Here is a 15,140-nt window from a genome sequence, read left to right as displayed (position 1 = left end):
ACCGCTCAAACTGGTCAGAGTTTAGCCATAAAAAAACGCAGCGGCCTGGGGCACGCTGCGTCTTTTTCCGGGGCCTGGATGGAGGTTAAGCCCACATGTCCTTGCGTTTCTTGCGCGGTATCAACAGCGGCAGCAAAAGGCCCAGGATCAGGCCGCCACCGGCCACGCCGCCACCGTAGAGGAACCAGCCCATCAGGTTGGACTGATCCATGCTGGCCACCTGGGCTTCCAGCTCGGCGATCCTGGCGCTCTGCTGCTTGACCATGGCGTTCAGGCGCTGGTTCTGGTCCTGCATGTCGTTTAGCTCGCTGCCCAGGGCGTTCTTGCCGCTGCTGAGCCGGTCGATCTCGGCACGGGCCTGGGCCAACTGCTGCTGCAGGCGGGGCCCGGTGATGCGGAAGCTGGCCTGTTCGGTCACGTAGCGGCTTTCCACCCAGCCTTCCTTGTCGGCGCCCTTGACCTTGATGAACTCCTCGGCCCTTTCCAGCACGGTCACCGGCTCGCCGGCGGTGATGGAGCCGATGATGCGGTATTGGCGGGAGGGGCCGGAATGGACATAGATAAAGATGTCTTCGCTGATGTAGGCCTGTTCGGCGGCCTGGGCCGGCGTCGACATCAGCACTGGCGCCATCAGGGCCAGGCAGGCAAGCAGCACGCGTTTCAACATGGAATTTTGGTGATGGTTGAATGTGTTAGCTGCACATCCTAGAAAGTCGCGGGGGCCATGGCAAGGGCAGGGGCCCCTTTTGTTCAGCCCGGGATCAGGCCGCGCCCGGGGAGCGCGCAACAAAAAGGCCATGGCGGTGCCATGGCCTTTGGAGCGGTTCGGCTGTCTGGCCGAACCGGGGTGCTTCAGCCGCGGACGATGCCGGACAGGATGAAGTAGATGACGATGGACAGGGCCGCGCCCGCCGGCAGGGTCACCACCCAGGACACCACTATGTTGCGGATGACGCTGAGGTTCAGGGCGGCGATACCCCGGGCCAGGCCCACGCCCATCACCGCGCCCACCAGGGTCTGGGTGGTGGAGATGGGCAGGCCGGTGCCGGAGGCCAGCACCACGGTCACGGCGGTGGCGAACTGGGCGGCAAAACCACGGCTGGGGGTCAGGTGGGTGATGCCGGTACCCACTGTGGCCATGACCTTGTGGCCCATGACGGCCAGGCCCAGTACGATGCCGAAGGCGCCCAGGGGCAGGATCCACCAGGCGATGGCGGACTTGGCCGCCACGGCGCCGCCGGCCTCGACCACGGAGACCACGGCAGACAGCGGGCCTATGGCGTTGGCCACGTCGTTGGAGCCGTGGGCAAAGGCCATGGCACAGGCGGTCAGCACCATCAGGATGGCGAACACCTTCTCCACGTTGGAGAAGTGCATCTCCTTGTCATCGGACGGGTTGTACTTCTGGCGGCCGATGAAGAAGTAGCCCAGGGCCATGACCACCGCAGACACGGCCAGGGAGGCCAGAATGCCCTGGCCATCGGTCAGGTGCAGGCCCACGTGCTTGAGGCCCTTCTTGATGGTCACCAGGCAGATGGCGAAGGCGGTCAGGAACATGTAGAAGGGCACATAGCGCTTGGCGTTCTTGAGCGGCTCTTCGGTGTCGAAGATCAGCTTCTGCACCGACACGAAGGTCATGTAGGCGATGAAGCCGGACAGGGCCGGGGTGATGATCCAGGAGCCGACGATGCCCAGGGTCTTGTCCCACTGCACCGCTTCCATGCCCACGCCGACCACGGCGAAGCCGATGATGGCGCCGATGATGGAGTGGGTGGTGGACACGGGCCAGCCGTTATGGGAGGCCAGGATCAGCCACAGGCCGGCCGCCAGCAGCGAGGCGATCATACCCAGCACCAGGGTATCGCCGTGGCCGACGAAGGCGTTGGTGTCGATGATGCCCTTGCGGATGGTGGAGGTCACCTCGCCGCCGGCCAGGTAGGCACCGGCGAACTCGAAGACCATGGCGATGATGATCGCCTGCTTGATGGTCAGGGACTTGGTGCCCACCGAGGTGCCCATGGCGTTGGCCACGTCGTTGGCGCCGATGCCCCAGGCCATCAAAAAGCCGAAAAAGCCGGCCAGCAGCACCAGCTCGGTGCCGTAGTTAGCAATGATATCCATGATGAATTCCTGTTAGCTGCGAACCAGCATCAGTTCCAGGCGGGAGCCCACGCTTTCGGCGCGGTCGGCCAGATCGCCTACCCATTCCAGGATGGAGTAGAGGAACATGACATCGACCGGGTTGAGGTTGGCTTCGATGGCCAGCAACTGGCGGCGCAGGCTCACCTGCAGGCGGTCGGTGTCGTCTTCGATCTTGTCGAGCTTGCTGATCATGCGGTTGACCAGATCGACCTCGCGGCCACGGAATCCGGTTTCCAGCAGTTCATCCAGCTCGTTGATGGCTTCCTTGGCCAGGGCGGTGGCGTCGATGCAGCGCTCCAGGTACTGGCGGAATTCACCGGCGAATTCCTGGGGTATGCGCAGTTGGCGGCCGATGACACGGCCGGCGATGTCCTTTGCCTTGTTGGCGATCCTGTCCTGGTGTTTTACCAGATCCAGCAGGTCGGTCCGTTCCACCGGCATGAAGAGGCCGGAAGGCAGGGTCAGACGGATCTCCCGCTTGAGCTGGTCGGCTTCCTTTTCCTGCGCCGAGATGGTGTTGCGCAGGGACTCGGCCTTGTCCCAGTCCTCCGCCATGACGGCGTCGAAGAAGGGCAGCAGGCTAGTGCAGCACTCGTGTACCTTGTCGATGTGTTGCTGCAGTGGCCGGATGGGCGACTTGGCGAAGAGGCCCAGGATGCTGTTTGCAGGCATGCTGTTGCACCTTTGTTTGATGGATTTTTGGGCATCATGTCAATGCGGCGCGCATGGTACCCCATGTCATTTCTTAATAAAACTGTAACGGCTGCTATTTTACCAGGGCTCTGGCTATAATCGGCGTCGAACCCCCGGTAATAAAAGCCAAAAATGGGCACAGAAACCGAAATAAAGCTGAGTTTTTCCGACGCCGTCGATCCCCTGGCCTGGCTGGAGCCGGTGCTGGCCGGCCTCAAGGTCGAATCCGAAGGCAGCCCCCGCCAGCTCCGCAATCGCTACTTCGATACCGACGACAGGCAGCTCAAGGCCTGGGGCATGGGCCTGCGCATCCGCCAGGCCGGCGAGCACAGGGAACAGACCCTCAAGACCGCCGGCACCGGCGTGGCCGGCCTCAGCCAAAGGCCCGAATACAACCTGCCGCTGGCAGGGGATGTGCCGGTGCTGGCGGATTTCCCCGCCGAGATCTGGCCGGACGGCACCGACCTCGCTGGCCTGCAACAGTCCCTGACCGAACAGTTCTGCACCCACTTCGAACGTCGTACCTGGCTGGTGTCCGACGGCAGCAACCGCATCGAAATAGCCCTGGACATGGGCCAGGTGGAGGCCGGCGGCCTGGTGCTGCCCATTCGCGAACTGGAGCTGGAGCTGGTCGGCGGCGACGTGGACGCCCTGCTGGCCCTGGCCGGCAAGCTGCTGGCCCAGGACGGGGTGCAGATGATGGGCCTGTCCAAGGCCGCCCGCGGCCACTGGGTGGCCCAGGGCATGCCGACCCTGGCCGTCAAGGCCAAGGCGCCCAGGGCGGGCCGGCGCATGGGTAATGACCAGGTGCTGCAGGCGGCGCTGCTCAGCGCCCTGGAGCAGTGGCAGCAGGGCGAGGATGCCCTGGCCCTGACCCAGGATCCCCGTTTTCTGGTGGAGCTGGACAGGGCCCTGCAGTATTTCCGCCAGGTGCTGCAGCTGTTCGGGGCCCTGGTGCCGCGCAAGGCCTCCAGCGAGCTGCGCCAGGAATGTCAGTGGCTCAGCGACGAACTCCAGGCCGGCCAGGCCCTGGCCAGGATCAGCAAGGTGCTGGAAGGCAAGGGCGCCTTCCTGAAAAAGGTCCTGGCCAAGGAGGCGCTGCTGGCCCAGGCCGAGAGCCGCCTCCATTCCCTGCCGCCGCCCCAGCGTTTCGTGGCCCTGGTGCGCAGCCAGCGCTACAGCCAGCTCAAGCTGGCGGCGTTGAGCTTCGCCCTGCAAAGAGGCTGGCGCCCGGAGCTGGACGACAAGGCCCTGGCACAGCTGGACAAGCCGGTGAAGTGGTTCGCCGACACCCAGCTGGCCAGGACCCATGGGGAGCTGAAGAAGCACCTCAAGCCGGAGCTGAGCCGGCCGGATCTGCAGGACCAGGAGAGCCGTATCCTCAAGGCCGCTACTGTGGCCAGGACCTTCCTAAGGCTGTACGACGGCGCCGCCGCCCAGCCCTTCCTGCAGCTGCTGGAGGACTTGGGCCTGGGCCTGGAGGAGCTCAAGCGCCTGGACGGCATAGAGCAGCTGGCCAGGCGCCTGGATCTGGAAGAGGACGAAGAAGAGCAGCTGGGCCGCTGGCTCAGGCGCAAGCGCGACTCGCTGATGCTGGCCATGGAGCAGTCCAGGCGCCAGCTGATGCAGCTGCCGGTCTACTGGCCCTGACTTTTCAGCAGTGACTTGAGCTCGCGAATGTCCTCCTTCAGGGAGGACATTTCGTTTTTCATCTCGGCCAGGTGCGCCTTCATGTCCGCCATATGGCGGTCTTCGCTGGCCGCCAGGTGCCTTTCCGATTCCTCCAGGGATTCTTCCGTCTTGGGGTGCAGCAGCTTGGAGGCCACCAGGCCCGACAGGCCGCCAAACAGCGACACCCCGGCGATGATCACCACGGCGGAGATGATGCGCCCGGCGGTGGTCACAGGGTAATAGTCGCCGTAACCGACGGTGGAGATGGTGACCAGGGACCACCAGATGGCATCTTCGGCGGTGGCGATGTTGGAGCCTTCCCGGCCGGCTTCGGTCAGCAGTATGGCGATGGCGCTGCCGCCCACCACCACCACCATGATCAGCAGCATGGAGGCCAGCACCGCGCTTTCGCTTTCCTTCATCAGGTGGCGGATCACCTGGTTGGCCACCCGCAGCATCCGCATCACCCTCAGCACCTGGAAGATCCGCCCGTAGCGGAGTACGTCCACGGCCGGGATGGAGGCCAGGAAGTCGATCCAGTGGGTGCGGATGAAGCGCTTCTTGTCGCTGGCCCTGATCAGGCCAGAGAAGAAGTTGGTCAGGAAGATCAGGCAGATGCCGGTGTCCACATAGAGCAGCAGTTCCTTCTCGTCCGGGCTGAAGGGGCCGAACTGGTGCAGCACTATGATCACCACGGAGAGGATGGACAACACCATCATGGCCAGCTCGAAGGCGCTGGGGGGCAGTATGCGTAGCGGGGCTTTCAAGGATTGGGCTCCTGTCCTTGGTTTTCGGCCATTGTTCAGGAGTGGCCGGCGGATTTCCAGCCCGGCTTAACAAAGGGCGCCTGGGGCGCCCTTGTCAGAGTTCCTTGTCGATGAGCTCGGCCTTTTCCACCAGCTCGTCCAGGCAGCGGCGCTTGATCTCCAGCTGGTCGTCCATGCCCAGGCCGTAGCGCTCGGCCAGCAGCCGGTAGTCGTCCTGGGACAGGGACACGGTCAGGCGCGGCCTTTTCGGGCGGCGGCTGACCGGCAGCTCCAGCAGGGTGCGGATCTGATCCGAGGGGCTCAGGCCCTCCTCCAGGGCGCTGCGGCGGATGGCGTACTGCAGCCTGGCATCCAGGTCGAAGGCCACCTGCACCGCCTTGGCGGCCTTGACCGAGGATTGCCATTTCTCGGGCAGGGGCTTCTTGCTCATGACGGCTGCCCGTGCTGGCCCGGGAAGTAGCCGCGGATGTCGGACAGGGGCCGCACCAGGGTCAGGCTGACGTCCGTCTCGCCGTCCTCGTAGACCTCCACTTCGACCCGGTAGCGCTCGTCGGCGCTGCCCAGGCCGTAGTATTCGAAGGGCTCGCCGGCATCCCGGCCCTCATGGGCCGGCGGCTGGCCGCCGCGGTAGTCCTGGCGATGGAAGTAGCCCATCTGGGCGAAGGCGTCCTGCACATAGTGGTCGCCGTGCCAGCCGTCCAGGGCCGGCAGCGCCCTGGCCTCCAGCTGGGCCTCGCCGGGCTCCTCGAACAGCGCGCCGAAGGCCTCCAGGCCGAACAGGGCGTCCACCTGCTCCCGGGAGATGCGCTTGGAGAAGCACAGCCAGGTCTCGTCGTCCTGATCCAGGGTCAGGTAGAGCAGGCCTGGCTGGTCGCCCTTGAGGATGAACTCGGGGCCGTGCTCGCGCTCGAACTCCTGGGTGTTGACCTCGGTCACCTGCAGCATCTTGCCCCTGAGTTCGCCAGGCAGGGCGAAGCTGTCGGTGAGCTGGATCATGTCGCCCACCTGCAGCTCCTGGGGGCGCTGGATTTGCCGCTCCGGGGCGGCCTTGTTGCCAAACCATTTTCCAAACACGGGCTTACCTCAAGCAAAAAGGGCGGCCAGGGGCCGCCAAAGAAGGTTGGTGGGATCTCGCACGCATCAACCTTGAGGGTTGTTCTTGGCCTTGAGCCTGTCCAGTACCGAGTTGGCGGAGGCCTTCTGGGGACCGATGCCGGCCGCTTCCAGCTTGGCCTTGAGGCTCTGGTCGGAATCTTCCGCCTGCAGCTGCTCGGCGGCCTGCATGCGGTCGTCGAAGGCCTGCTGCTTGGCCTTGATGCGCTCCAGGGACTCCTTGGCGTTGAGCAGCTTGGAGTTGGAGGAGGTGAAGTTGTCGGTGATGGCGGCGGTGGCCTTCTGCACGCTCTCTGTGGTCTTGACCATGGACAGCTGGCGCTGGTAGTCGGCCAGCTGGCGCTCGGTCTTCTTGATCAGATCCTTGAGGCGATCGGCGCTGGCGCTGAAGCTGTCGTGTATGCCCTGCTGCTCGGACAGCTCGGCCTCCAGGGCGGCGATCTTCTCGGCCACTTCCAGGGCCAGGGCCTCGTCACCCTTGGCCAGGGCGGCGCTGGCATAGCCTTCGTGCTCGCTGATGTCGCGGCGCAGGCGCTCCACTTCGCGGCCGGCGGCCATCTGCTTGGCCATGACATCGGTCAGGTCGCGCTTGGCCTTGGTCAGGTGGTTCTCGGCGTCGCGGATCTCCTGCTCGAAGATACGGGTGCTGTTGGCGTCGACTATGGCTTCGCCCACTTCCCGCGCACCACCGCGCAGGGCAGTCATTACTTTCTTGAAGATGCTCATGATAGGAACCTCACTTGTCGGTGCGCGTTAGCGCAGGAAATCACTCATGTCGTCAATCACTTCCAGGGCGTTCTCGGACAGCACCGCCAGTTCGTGCTCGATGTCCGAGAGGCTGGAGTTGATGCTGAGGGCGCCAAAGATGACGTACTTGTCGCCGATCTTGGAGAAGGCGGACAGCGGCATGGGAATGTTCATTTCCAGCATGGCTTCCAGCATCTCGACCCGGCGCTCTTCCCTCACTTCTGCCTCGCCCCACAGGAAGCTGATGGCCAGGATCTGGTCGTCGCTGACGGAGACGAAGACCGGGATCTCCTCGCGACCCTGGATGGTCACCTGCAGTACGTCCACCTCGCCGGAGATGGGCTGACAATCAAAGTTGAAGCCGCTTTCGGCGTTGTCGCCCAGGCTGTTGAGGTGGTTGGCAATCTTGTGGATGTTCATCTTTTCTCCCTCGACATAATATGTCATGTGGTTCAATCTAGCAGCCTGACATTTTATGTCAAGCCTTCCCTGCATCTTTTTTACTCACTGCCCGACAGCGGGTTGCTGAGGCCCTGCTCCGAGGCCCAGGCCTGCTGGTGGTACTGGTAGAGCACATGGCTGCCCAGCCAGTTCACCTGCACCTCGGCCTGGTCCCGGTAAAAGTAGGAGGGCCAGGCAAAGGCGGCCAGCAGGATGTCCCTGTTCAGCCAGTCGTCCTCGAAGGGCAGTGGCCGGGCCAGCCGTTCCTTCACCCCGGGGCCGGCCGGTACCGCCAGGCTGAAGCCCCATTCCCCGAAGCTGGGCACGTTGACATGGTACTGGGCCACGTCGGCAAAGCCGGCGGCGGCCAGGGTCTTGGCCACCGAGATGAAGGCCTTCTGGGCGAACCAGGGGCTGGTGGACTGCGCCACCAGGGCGCCGTCGCCGCTGAGCAGGTTGCGCAGCCGGGCATAGAACTGCTGGCTGTAGAGCTTGTTGAGATCCGGGTGGCTGGGATCCGGCAGGTCGATGATCACGGCATCGAAGCGCCGGCCGGCCTGGGCCAGCTCGTCGATGCGGATAAAGGCGTCCCCCGGCATCAGGGTCAGGCGCGGATCCCTGAGGCTGCCCTGGTTGAGCCTGGCCATGGCCCGGCCCAGCCGGCCCGGCAGCTCCTGCTCGGGCTGTTGGAACAGCGCCAGCAGCTGCTCGTCCAGGTCGATCAGGGTGACCTCCTCGATATCCCAGCGCAGCACCTCGCGCAGCCCCAGGCCGTCGCCGCCGCCGATGATCAGCACCGATTTGGGCGCCCGGGCCGCCAGCAGGGCCGGATGCACCAGCATGCGGTGGTAGATGTGTTCGTCCAGGCTGGAGAACTGCAGCCGGCCATTGAGGTAGAAGCGGTACTCGGCGTTGCCGTTGCCGCTGAGGCGTTCGGTGAAGGTGAGGTGCTGGTAGGGGGTCTGGGCCTGGTGCACCACCTTGTCCTGGTACAGCAGCGCCGACAGCTGCTGGTTGAGTTCCGGTCCCCTGAAGCCGATGGCGGCCACCAGGCCCGCCAGGCCCAGGTGCAGGCCCAGCAGCAACGCCGGGCGCCGCATCTGGCTCCAGAAGCGCCACAGGAAGGCCAGGCCGGCCACCAGGTTGAGGCTGGCGGTCCAGGCGGCGGCCTCGCTGATGGGCAGGCGCAGCATCACCAGCACCCAGAGGGCGGCACCGACCCCGGCGCCGATATAGTCGGCGCCGTAGATGGTGCCGGCATTGTGCTGGAGGTGGCGCTGGTGTACGTCTTCCCGGACCCGGGCGATCAGTGGGATCTCCATGCCCACCAAAAAGCCGAGCAATGTGCCGGCCAGGTAGGGGCCGTAGCTGGCGGCCTTCTGCAGGACGGCGAACAGGCCGCCCTGGGGACGGATGTCCGGCGGCAGCGCGAAGGTGTCGGCCACCAGGGTCGGCAGCAGCTGGGTGAAGCCGATCAGGGCCGCCACCACCAGCACGGCGCTGGCGCCGACCAGGGCGATGGCCAGCTCCAGCCAGACGAAGCCCCGGTAGGGATGGCTCACCTTGCGGGCGGCGAAGGCGCCCAGGCCCATGGAGACGATCATCAGGCCGATCATGGCGTAGATGGCGCTCTCCAGGGTGCCCAGCACCCGGCCGGCGTAATGGGACAGCAGGTACTCGTAGATCAGGCCGCAGGCGGCCAGCACCGCCATGATGCCGATAAGCAGGCTGTCGTCGAACAGCCTCCTTTGGGTTTCGCCCACGTCACACCATCAGCGCGGTGAGGATCAGGGCGATGGCGATGCTGATGGCCATCTCCACGGCGGCGATGCCGGTGTTGTGCTGCTGCTCCACCTCGCTATTGAGGTCGATGCGGTAGAGGATCAGCGACCGGGCCAGCCAGACCAGGGCGGTCAGCAGCAGCGCCAGCACCAGGGTGATGACCAGCCAGGTGGCCAGGGTGGCCAGCAGCGCCTCGGGATTGAACTCAAGGAAGTGGCTGGCGGCCTTGACCACCAGGGCGGTGGCGATGAGCTGGCCGGCATGACGCACGGCCACCGCCAGCTCGCCGCGGACCAGCGCCTGCTGCAGGCTCTCGCCGGGATTGCGCTTGGCGTAGCCGCTCTCGCGCAGGCGGGTGATGGCCACCAGCAGCACCTGGGACAGGGCGAAGCCGGCCAGCACCGACAGCACTGTGCCCAGGGTCAGGCCCTCGGCCCACAGCAGCACGGCGCGGATCACCACGGCGGTGGCGATGGCGGAGGCGGCGTCCACCAGGGCCACGGCCACGTTGCCGTGGTCGATGATCTGCTCGCGCTTGTCCAGGGCGTTCAGGGCCACCTTGTCGTGGATCCAGCGGCCGGCCTTGATCAGCAGCAGGCCGGCGATGCCGTAGGCGGCCATGCCGATGGCCTCGGTGCTGTAGGACAGCGCCGCCTCGCCGGTGATGGCGCCGGTGAGCATGATGCCCAGGGCGCCGACCGAGCCGGCCACGCTGATGCCGAAGGCGATATTGTCCTTGCTGGCCAGCTCGGCGGTGGAGTCGGTCTTGGCCAGCCAGCCGGTGACGAAGCGCATGGTGCCCAGCAGGGCGATGGCGATGGCCAGGTCGATGAGCAGGATCACCGCCAGGCTCTGGTTGATGGTGAGAAAATCCAAGATCTGGTTCATGGTCGTTCCCTGTTATTTACCGCGCCTGACGCCGCGGCTGGTGCGATTCTGGCTGTTTCTGAAGCTCGAGTTGTACTTGGACTTGCTGGCAAACTTGCTGCCGCCGCCGCGGAACTTGCTGGCCTGCTGCACCGTCTTGGGGGCCTGGCGGCTGGCCTGGCTGAGGCGGCTGGCGCCGGTGCGGCTCTTGGCATAGGGGCTCTTGAAGCGGCTGTCGCTCTTGAACGCCTTCTGGGCCCGCTGCTGCTGGCGCTGGTAGTCCCTGGGCTTGGTGTAACGGTAGCGGCCATAGTCCGAATAGTAGGAATAATCCCTGTGCCTGGACCAGCGGTCGTAATGGATGGGCCTGTCGAAGAGGTTGGAGAAGAGGGCGTACATGCCGTACCACTCCCAGAAGCTCATGCCGTCCCGTTGCACCCACTGGCCGTAGCCGGGGTTGCCGATCAGCTGGCTGCCGGCGCCGAAGTCCTCGGCCTGGTTGGCCTGCTGGCTCTGGGCCTTGGGCAGGGCATTGACCCTGGGCAGGGCGCCGCCGGAGAGATCCGCCAGCACGTTGAGGGGATCGGCCAGGGCGTCGTTGAAGAGGATCTTGTCGGCGGCCTCGCGGATGTTGATCAGCTCCCGGAGCCGCTCCTCGGGCTTGGCGAACTGCTCCGGCTGGTTCAGGGCCGTCTCCAGGCGCTCCTGGAGGGACTGGTACAGGGGGCCCTGGCGGCTGGCGTCTTTGGCCAGTTCATCGACCAGGGAAGCGTAATCCGGCTTGAGGTCCTTGACGCGCTTGGCGTAGTCCTTGAGCAGGCGGGCGTTGCGCAGCTTGTCCTGATCCAGGGCGGTGCCCAGCTCGTTGACCTGCTGGGTGGCGATCTTGGACTGGATATCCAGCTCGTCTTGTAGCGGGTCGCCGCAGGCCGTTAACATCAGCACCAGCAATGCGGTTAGCCACCTCAAGGGCCGGAGAGTAAGCCTGAGATCCATGGCGTCCTCTTGGGTGAATAGGGTAGGTTTTACAGATAGCATGCCTGACATAATATGTCCACAAGGATGGCATCCATGACAAAGTGGCCCAAGGCCTTGATGCTACAGGCTGAAGCATCATTGAGCCGCTTGCAAGAGCGGCACCCCGAGCAGCTGGCCGAGCTGAGCCGGGAACAGCAACAGCGGCTTGGCCAGCGCCTGGCCTGCAGCGACTTCCTGCTGGAATGCTGCCTGGGCTTTGGCGACTGGCCGGCCTGGCTGCTGGCCCTGACGCCGGCGGACCTCAAGGCCATGGACGCCGGCCCCGAGCTTAGGGCCTGCACCAGCGAGGCCGAACTCTGGCAGGCGCTCAGGCTGTGGCGAAAGCGCTGGCTGTGCGCCCTGATCTGGCTCAGCCAGGACGGCCAGATGGACGAGGTGGCGCGCATCGAGGCGCTGTCAAGGCTGGCCGAGACCCTGATCGTCGCCGCCCGGGACTGGCTCTACGAGCAGCAATGCGCCCTGCGCGGCACCCCCTGCGACGCCGAGGGCCGGCCCCAGCCACTGCTGGTGCTGGGCATGGGCAAGCTGGGCGGCGGCGAGCTCAACTTCTCCTCCGACATCGACCTCATCTTCACCTACCCCAGGGCCGGCGAGACCCGGGGCGGGCGACGCAGCTACGACAACCAGGAATTCTTCGTCAAGCTGGGTCAGAAGCTGATCCAGGCCCTGGATCAGGTGACCACGGACGGCTTCGTGTACCGGGTCGACATGCGCCTGCGCCCCTACGGCGAGTCCGGGCCCCTGGTACTGTCCTTCGACGCCCTGGAGGATTACTACCAGTCCCAGGGCCGGGAGTGGGAGCGCTACGCCATGATCAAGGCCCGCTGCATGGGCCGGGCCGGCGGCCACGAGGACGAGCTCAGCGAGCTGCTCAGGCCCTTCGTGTACCGCCGCTACCTGGACTACTCGGCCCTGGCTTCGCTGCGGGACATGAAGCGGCTGATCGAGACCGAGATCCGCCGCCGCGGCCTCAAGGACAACCTCAAGCTGGGCCCGGGCGGCATCCGCGAGGTGGAGTTCCTGGTGCAGGTGTTCCAGCTCATCCGTGGTGGCCGGGAGCCGACCCTGCGCACCCAGTCGCTGCTGGCGGCCCTGGAGGAGCTGGTCCGCCTGGGCGTGCTCACCGACGACGAGGGCCGGGCGCTCAGGGCCGCCTACCTGTTCCTGCGCTGCGCCGAGAACAACCTCCAGGCCATTGCCGACAAGCAGACCCAGACCCTGCCCAGCGGCGAGCTGGACCGGCTGCGCCTGGCCGCCCTGCAGGGCTTTGCCTCCTGGCAGGATTTCAGCGCCGAGCTGGCGCGCCACCAGGCCCTGGTGCACCGGCTGTTCCGGGAATCCATAGGCGACGAGCCCCAGGCCGAGAGCGAGCTGCCCGAGGCCCTGACCAGCATCACCGCCGCCCGGTGGAGCAGCGACGAGCTGGCCAGGCTGCTGCTGGAGGGCGGCGTCAGCCTGGAACTGGACCAGGAGCTCGCCGAAGCCGTTGCCAACCTGCTGGCGGAGCTGGCGGCCCGGCCCATGGGCGAGCGCGGCCGCCGGCGCCTGGAAAAGCTGCTGCCGATGCTGCTCTGGCAGCTGCGCGGCCTGGCCGAGCCGGTGGCGACCGTGGCCCGGCTCACCGCGCTGCTCAAGACCCTGGTCAGCCGCACCGTCTACCTGGAGCTGCTGCTGGAAAACCCCGGCGCCCGGGCCCAGCTGATCAAGCTGCTGGCGGCGTCGCGCCTGGTGGCCGACCAGCTCACCGCCATGCCGCTGCTGCTGGACGAGCTCATCGATCCCCGCCACCTGCATTCGCCGCTGCCGCTGCAGGACTACCAGCCGGAGCTGGACCGCTACCTGCTGCGCATCGAGCCGGACGACCTGGAAGGGCAGATGGAGGCGCTGCGCCAGTTCAAGGCCGCCCAGAGCCTGCGCATCGCCGCCGCCGACCTGTCCGGGGTGATGCCGCTGATGAAGGTGAGCGATCACTTGAGCCGCCTGGCCGAAACCATAGTGGCGGCCTGCATCCAGCTGGCCTGGCGCTCTGTGGCCGTGCGCCACGGCAGCCCGCCGGCCCAGGGCCCGGAGGATCTGCTGGTGCTGGGCTACGGCAAGCTCGGCGGCCTGGAGCTGGGCTATGGCTCGGATCTGGATCTGGTGTTCCTGGTGGCCGGCGGCGACAGCCAGACCGATGGCGAGCGCCCCATCGGCAGCCGCCAGTTCTACCTCAAGGTGGTGCAGAAGCTCACCCACCTGCTCAGCACCCGCACCCTGAGCGGGGTGCTCTACGAAATAGACACCAGGCTGCGTCCCTCCGGCGCCTCCGGGCTGCTGGTCAGCACCCTGGACGCCTTTGCCGACTACCAGCACAAGGAGGCCTGGTGCTGGGAGCACCAGGCCCTGAGCCGGGCCCGCTCGGTGCACGGCCGGCCGGTGCTGCGCCAGCGCTTCGAGCAGACTCGCCTGGCGGTGCTGGCCAAGGCCAGGGCAGAGGAGGAGCTCAAGGCCGAGGTGGTGGCCATGCGCGACAAGATGCGCAGTCACCTGGACGGCGGCCGTGACGGGCTGCTGGATCTCAAGCAGGGCCCGGGCGGCATCACCGACATCGAGTTCCTGGTCCAGTACCTGCTGCTCAGGCACGGCCACGAGCACCCGCGCATCCTCACCTTCAGCGACAACGTGCGCCAGCTGGAGGCCCTGGCCGCCGAGGGGATCCTGGCCGAGGCCGACGCCGAGAGCCTGAAAAGGACTTACCTGGCGCTGCGGGAGGCCGGCCACCGCCAGGTGCTGCAGGGCCAGGATCGGCTGGTGCCGGCCGATACCCTGCTGGCGGAGCGCCAAGCGGTCCAGGCCCTGTGGCAGAAAACCTTCGCATAAAAAAACGGGCCAACAGGCCCGTTTTTCTCAGTCGTACAGGGACGGCGCGTCCGGATCTGGCCTGGTCTTGAAGCGCCGGTGCACCCACATGTACTGCTCGGGCTGCTTGCGGATCTCCCGCTCGATGATCTGGTTGATGGCGATGGCGTCCTGGCGGTCGTCGCCGCTTGGCATGTCGGCCATGGCCGGGTAGAAGCTGAGGCGGTACTGGCCGCCGGGCAGCCGGGTCTGCACGAAGGGCACCACGGCGGCCTGGCCCTCCCGGGCGAACAGCGAGGTGCCGGTGACGGTGGCGGCGTCCTGGACGTGGAAGAAGGGCACGAACTCGGCGCGGCGGCGGCCGTAGTCCTGGTCCGGGGCGTACCAGACCACTTCCCCTTCCCGCAGGGCCTGGATCATGCCGCGCACGTCGCGCTTTTGGATCAGGTACTTGTTGGAGCGCACCCGGCCGTGGTACTGCAGGTATTCCATCAGGTCGTTGTTGTGGGGGCGGTAGAAGCCCACCCCCGGGTGCAGCTGGCCGAACATGCGCCCGCCCATCTCCAGGGTCACGAAGTGCATGGCCAGCAGGATCACGCCGCGGCCCTGCTCCAGGTGGGCGTTGAGGTGCTCCAGGCCCTCCACCTGCATGTGCTTCTGGATGCGCCAGTTGGGCCACCACCAGGCCATGCCGGTCTCGATCATGGCGATGCCGGTGGCCTTGAAGTTTTCCTTCAGCAGCTGCTCCCGCTCGGCCTCGCTCTTTTCCGGGAAGCACAGCTCCAGGTTGCGCCTGGCTATCCTGGCGCGCTTTTTCAGCACCTTGCCCAGCAGGGCGCCCAGGCCCCGGCCCAGGGCCAACTGCAGGCGGTGGGGCAGCCAGGAGATCAGGTATAAGAAGGCAACGCCCAGCCAGGTGGGCCAGAATCTGGGGTGCAGCAAGGCCAGGCGAAATTTGGGGGCCTCGACTTTCTGAATGGCCAAGGTCGGCTCCGTGTCTGTTCAGCAAAGCGCACAGTGTAACCCAAGCTCGGGCCATGC

Annotated in this window: 14 protein-coding genes; 2 read left to right on the top strand and 12 right to left on the bottom strand. The window is 66.0% G+C overall.

The window, feature by feature from the left end; all coding sequences use genetic code 11:
* Window positions 1–85 precede the first annotated feature (85 nt).
* From WDB71_RS12375 to WDB71_RS12365, 3 genes are all read right to left on the bottom strand, one after another.
* A complete protein-coding gene (locus WDB71_RS12375; RefSeq protein ID WP_341501895.1) occupies window positions 86–667 on the bottom strand; it encodes a TIGR04211 family SH3 domain-containing protein in 582 nt (193 codons plus the stop codon).
* A gap of 185 nt (window positions 668–852) precedes the next feature.
* Window positions 853–2,121: an inorganic phosphate transporter gene (locus tag WDB71_RS12370; protein ID WP_341501894.1), complete on the bottom strand. Its 1,269-nt coding sequence runs from the start codon at window positions 2,119–2,121 to the stop codon at window positions 853–855.
* 12 nt (window positions 2,122–2,133) lie between these two features.
* Window positions 2,134–2,814: a TIGR00153 family protein gene (locus WDB71_RS12365; RefSeq protein WP_341501893.1), complete on the bottom strand. Its 681-nt coding sequence runs from the start codon at window positions 2,812–2,814 to the stop codon at window positions 2,134–2,136.
* Window positions 2,815–2,967: 153 nt separating this feature from the next.
* Between WDB71_RS12365 and WDB71_RS12360 the strand changes: the two genes are divergently transcribed.
* On the top strand, window positions 2,968–4,485 hold the full coding sequence (locus WDB71_RS12360; RefSeq protein WP_341501892.1) for a CYTH domain-containing protein: 1,518 nt from the start codon (window positions 2,968–2,970) through the stop codon (window positions 4,483–4,485).
* On the opposite strand, the gene WDB71_RS12355 is transcribed toward WDB71_RS12360, so the two are convergent.
* The 8 genes from WDB71_RS12355 to WDB71_RS12320 all read right to left on the bottom strand — a co-directional run bounded on the left by WDB71_RS12355 (window position 4,473) and on the right by WDB71_RS12320 (window position 11,192).
* Entirely contained in the window at window positions 4,473–5,273 is an 801-nt protein-coding gene (locus tag WDB71_RS12355; RefSeq protein ID WP_341501891.1) for a potassium channel family protein, read from the bottom strand. The genes WDB71_RS12360 and WDB71_RS12355 overlap by 13 nt on opposite strands.
* Before the next feature lie 94 nt (window positions 5,274–5,367).
* A complete protein-coding gene (locus WDB71_RS12350) occupies window positions 5,368–5,703 on the bottom strand; it encodes a hypothetical protein (RefSeq protein WP_341501890.1) in 336 nt (111 codons plus the stop codon).
* Window positions 5,700–6,347 carry a hypothetical protein gene (locus tag WDB71_RS12345; RefSeq protein WP_341501889.1) on the bottom strand — a complete coding sequence of 216 codons (648 nt, stop codon included), beginning with the start codon at window positions 6,345–6,347 and terminating at the stop codon, window positions 5,700–5,702. Before WDB71_RS12345 ends, WDB71_RS12350 begins: the two co-directional genes overlap by 4 nt.
* Before the next feature lie 66 nt (window positions 6,348–6,413).
* Entirely contained in the window at window positions 6,414–7,112 is a 699-nt protein-coding gene (locus WDB71_RS12340) for a PspA/IM30 family protein (protein ID WP_341501888.1), read from the bottom strand.
* A gap of 27 nt (window positions 7,113–7,139) precedes the next feature.
* On the bottom strand, window positions 7,140–7,553 hold the full coding sequence (locus WDB71_RS12335) for a DUF2170 family protein (protein WP_341501887.1): 414 nt from the start codon (window positions 7,551–7,553) through the stop codon (window positions 7,140–7,142).
* Between the two features lie 80 nt (window positions 7,554–7,633).
* Entirely contained in the window at window positions 7,634–9,337 is a 1,704-nt protein-coding gene (locus tag WDB71_RS12330; RefSeq protein ID WP_341501886.1) for a polyamine aminopropyltransferase, read from the bottom strand.
* A 1-nt stretch (window position 9,338) separates the two neighbouring features.
* Window positions 9,339–10,244 carry a DUF350 domain-containing protein gene (locus tag WDB71_RS12325; RefSeq protein WP_341501885.1) on the bottom strand — a complete coding sequence of 302 codons (906 nt, stop codon included), beginning with the start codon at window positions 10,242–10,244 and terminating at the stop codon, window positions 9,339–9,341.
* Window positions 10,245–10,256: 12 nt separating this feature from the next.
* A complete protein-coding gene (locus WDB71_RS12320; RefSeq protein ID WP_341501884.1) occupies window positions 10,257–11,192 on the bottom strand; it encodes a hypothetical protein in 936 nt (311 codons plus the stop codon).
* 147 nt (window positions 11,193–11,339) lie between these two features.
* On the opposite strand from WDB71_RS12320, the gene glnE reads away from it, so the two are divergent.
* Complete coding sequence (glnE, locus tag WDB71_RS12315) at window positions 11,340–14,120, top strand: bifunctional [glutamate--ammonia ligase]-adenylyl-L-tyrosine phosphorylase/[glutamate--ammonia-ligase] adenylyltransferase (RefSeq protein WP_341501883.1); 2,781 nt, start codon at window positions 11,340–11,342, stop codon at window positions 14,118–14,120.
* Window positions 14,121–14,147: 27 nt separating this feature from the next.
* On the opposite strand, the gene lpxL is transcribed toward glnE, so the two are convergent.
* Complete coding sequence (gene lpxL / locus WDB71_RS12310; protein ID WP_341501882.1) at window positions 14,148–15,083, bottom strand: LpxL/LpxP family Kdo(2)-lipid IV(A) lauroyl/palmitoleoyl acyltransferase; 936 nt, start codon at window positions 15,081–15,083, stop codon at window positions 14,148–14,150.
* Window positions 15,084–15,140: the final 57 nt, after the last annotated feature.

This window comes from Gallaecimonas sp. GXIMD4217, from assembly GCF_038087665.1.
Taxonomy (GTDB): domain Bacteria; phylum Pseudomonadota; class Gammaproteobacteria; order Enterobacterales; family Gallaecimonadaceae; genus Gallaecimonas.
The sequence above is the reverse complement of the archived record's forward strand: the minus strand, read 5'-3'. Positions and strand labels throughout refer to the sequence as shown.

Coding starts and splice junctions, on each gene's coding strand:
- WDB71_RS12350 (WP_341501890.1), bottom strand. CDS start 5,703: ATGAGCAAGAAGCCCCTGCCCGAGAAATGGCAATCCTCGGTCAAGGCC.
- WDB71_RS12375 (WP_341501895.1), bottom strand. CDS start 667: ATGTTGAAACGCGTGCTGCTTGCCTGCCTGGCCCTGATGGCGCCAGTG.
- WDB71_RS12325 (WP_341501885.1), bottom strand. CDS start 10,244: ATGAACCAGATCTTGGATTTTCTCACCATCAACCAGAGCCTGGCGGTG.
- WDB71_RS12365 (WP_341501893.1), bottom strand. CDS start 2,814: ATGCCTGCAAACAGCATCCTGGGCCTCTTCGCCAAGTCGCCCATCCGG.
- WDB71_RS12370 (WP_341501894.1), bottom strand. CDS start 2,121: ATGGATATCATTGCTAACTACGGCACCGAGCTGGTGCTGCTGGCCGGC.
- WDB71_RS12340 (WP_341501888.1), bottom strand. CDS start 7,112: ATGAGCATCTTCAAGAAAGTAATGACTGCCCTGCGCGGTGGTGCGCGG.
- WDB71_RS12360 (WP_341501892.1), top strand. CDS start 2,968: ATGGGCACAGAAACCGAAATAAAGCTGAGTTTTTCCGACGCCGTCGAT.
- WDB71_RS12335 (WP_341501887.1), bottom strand. CDS start 7,553: ATGAACATCCACAAGATTGCCAACCACCTCAACAGCCTGGGCGACAAC.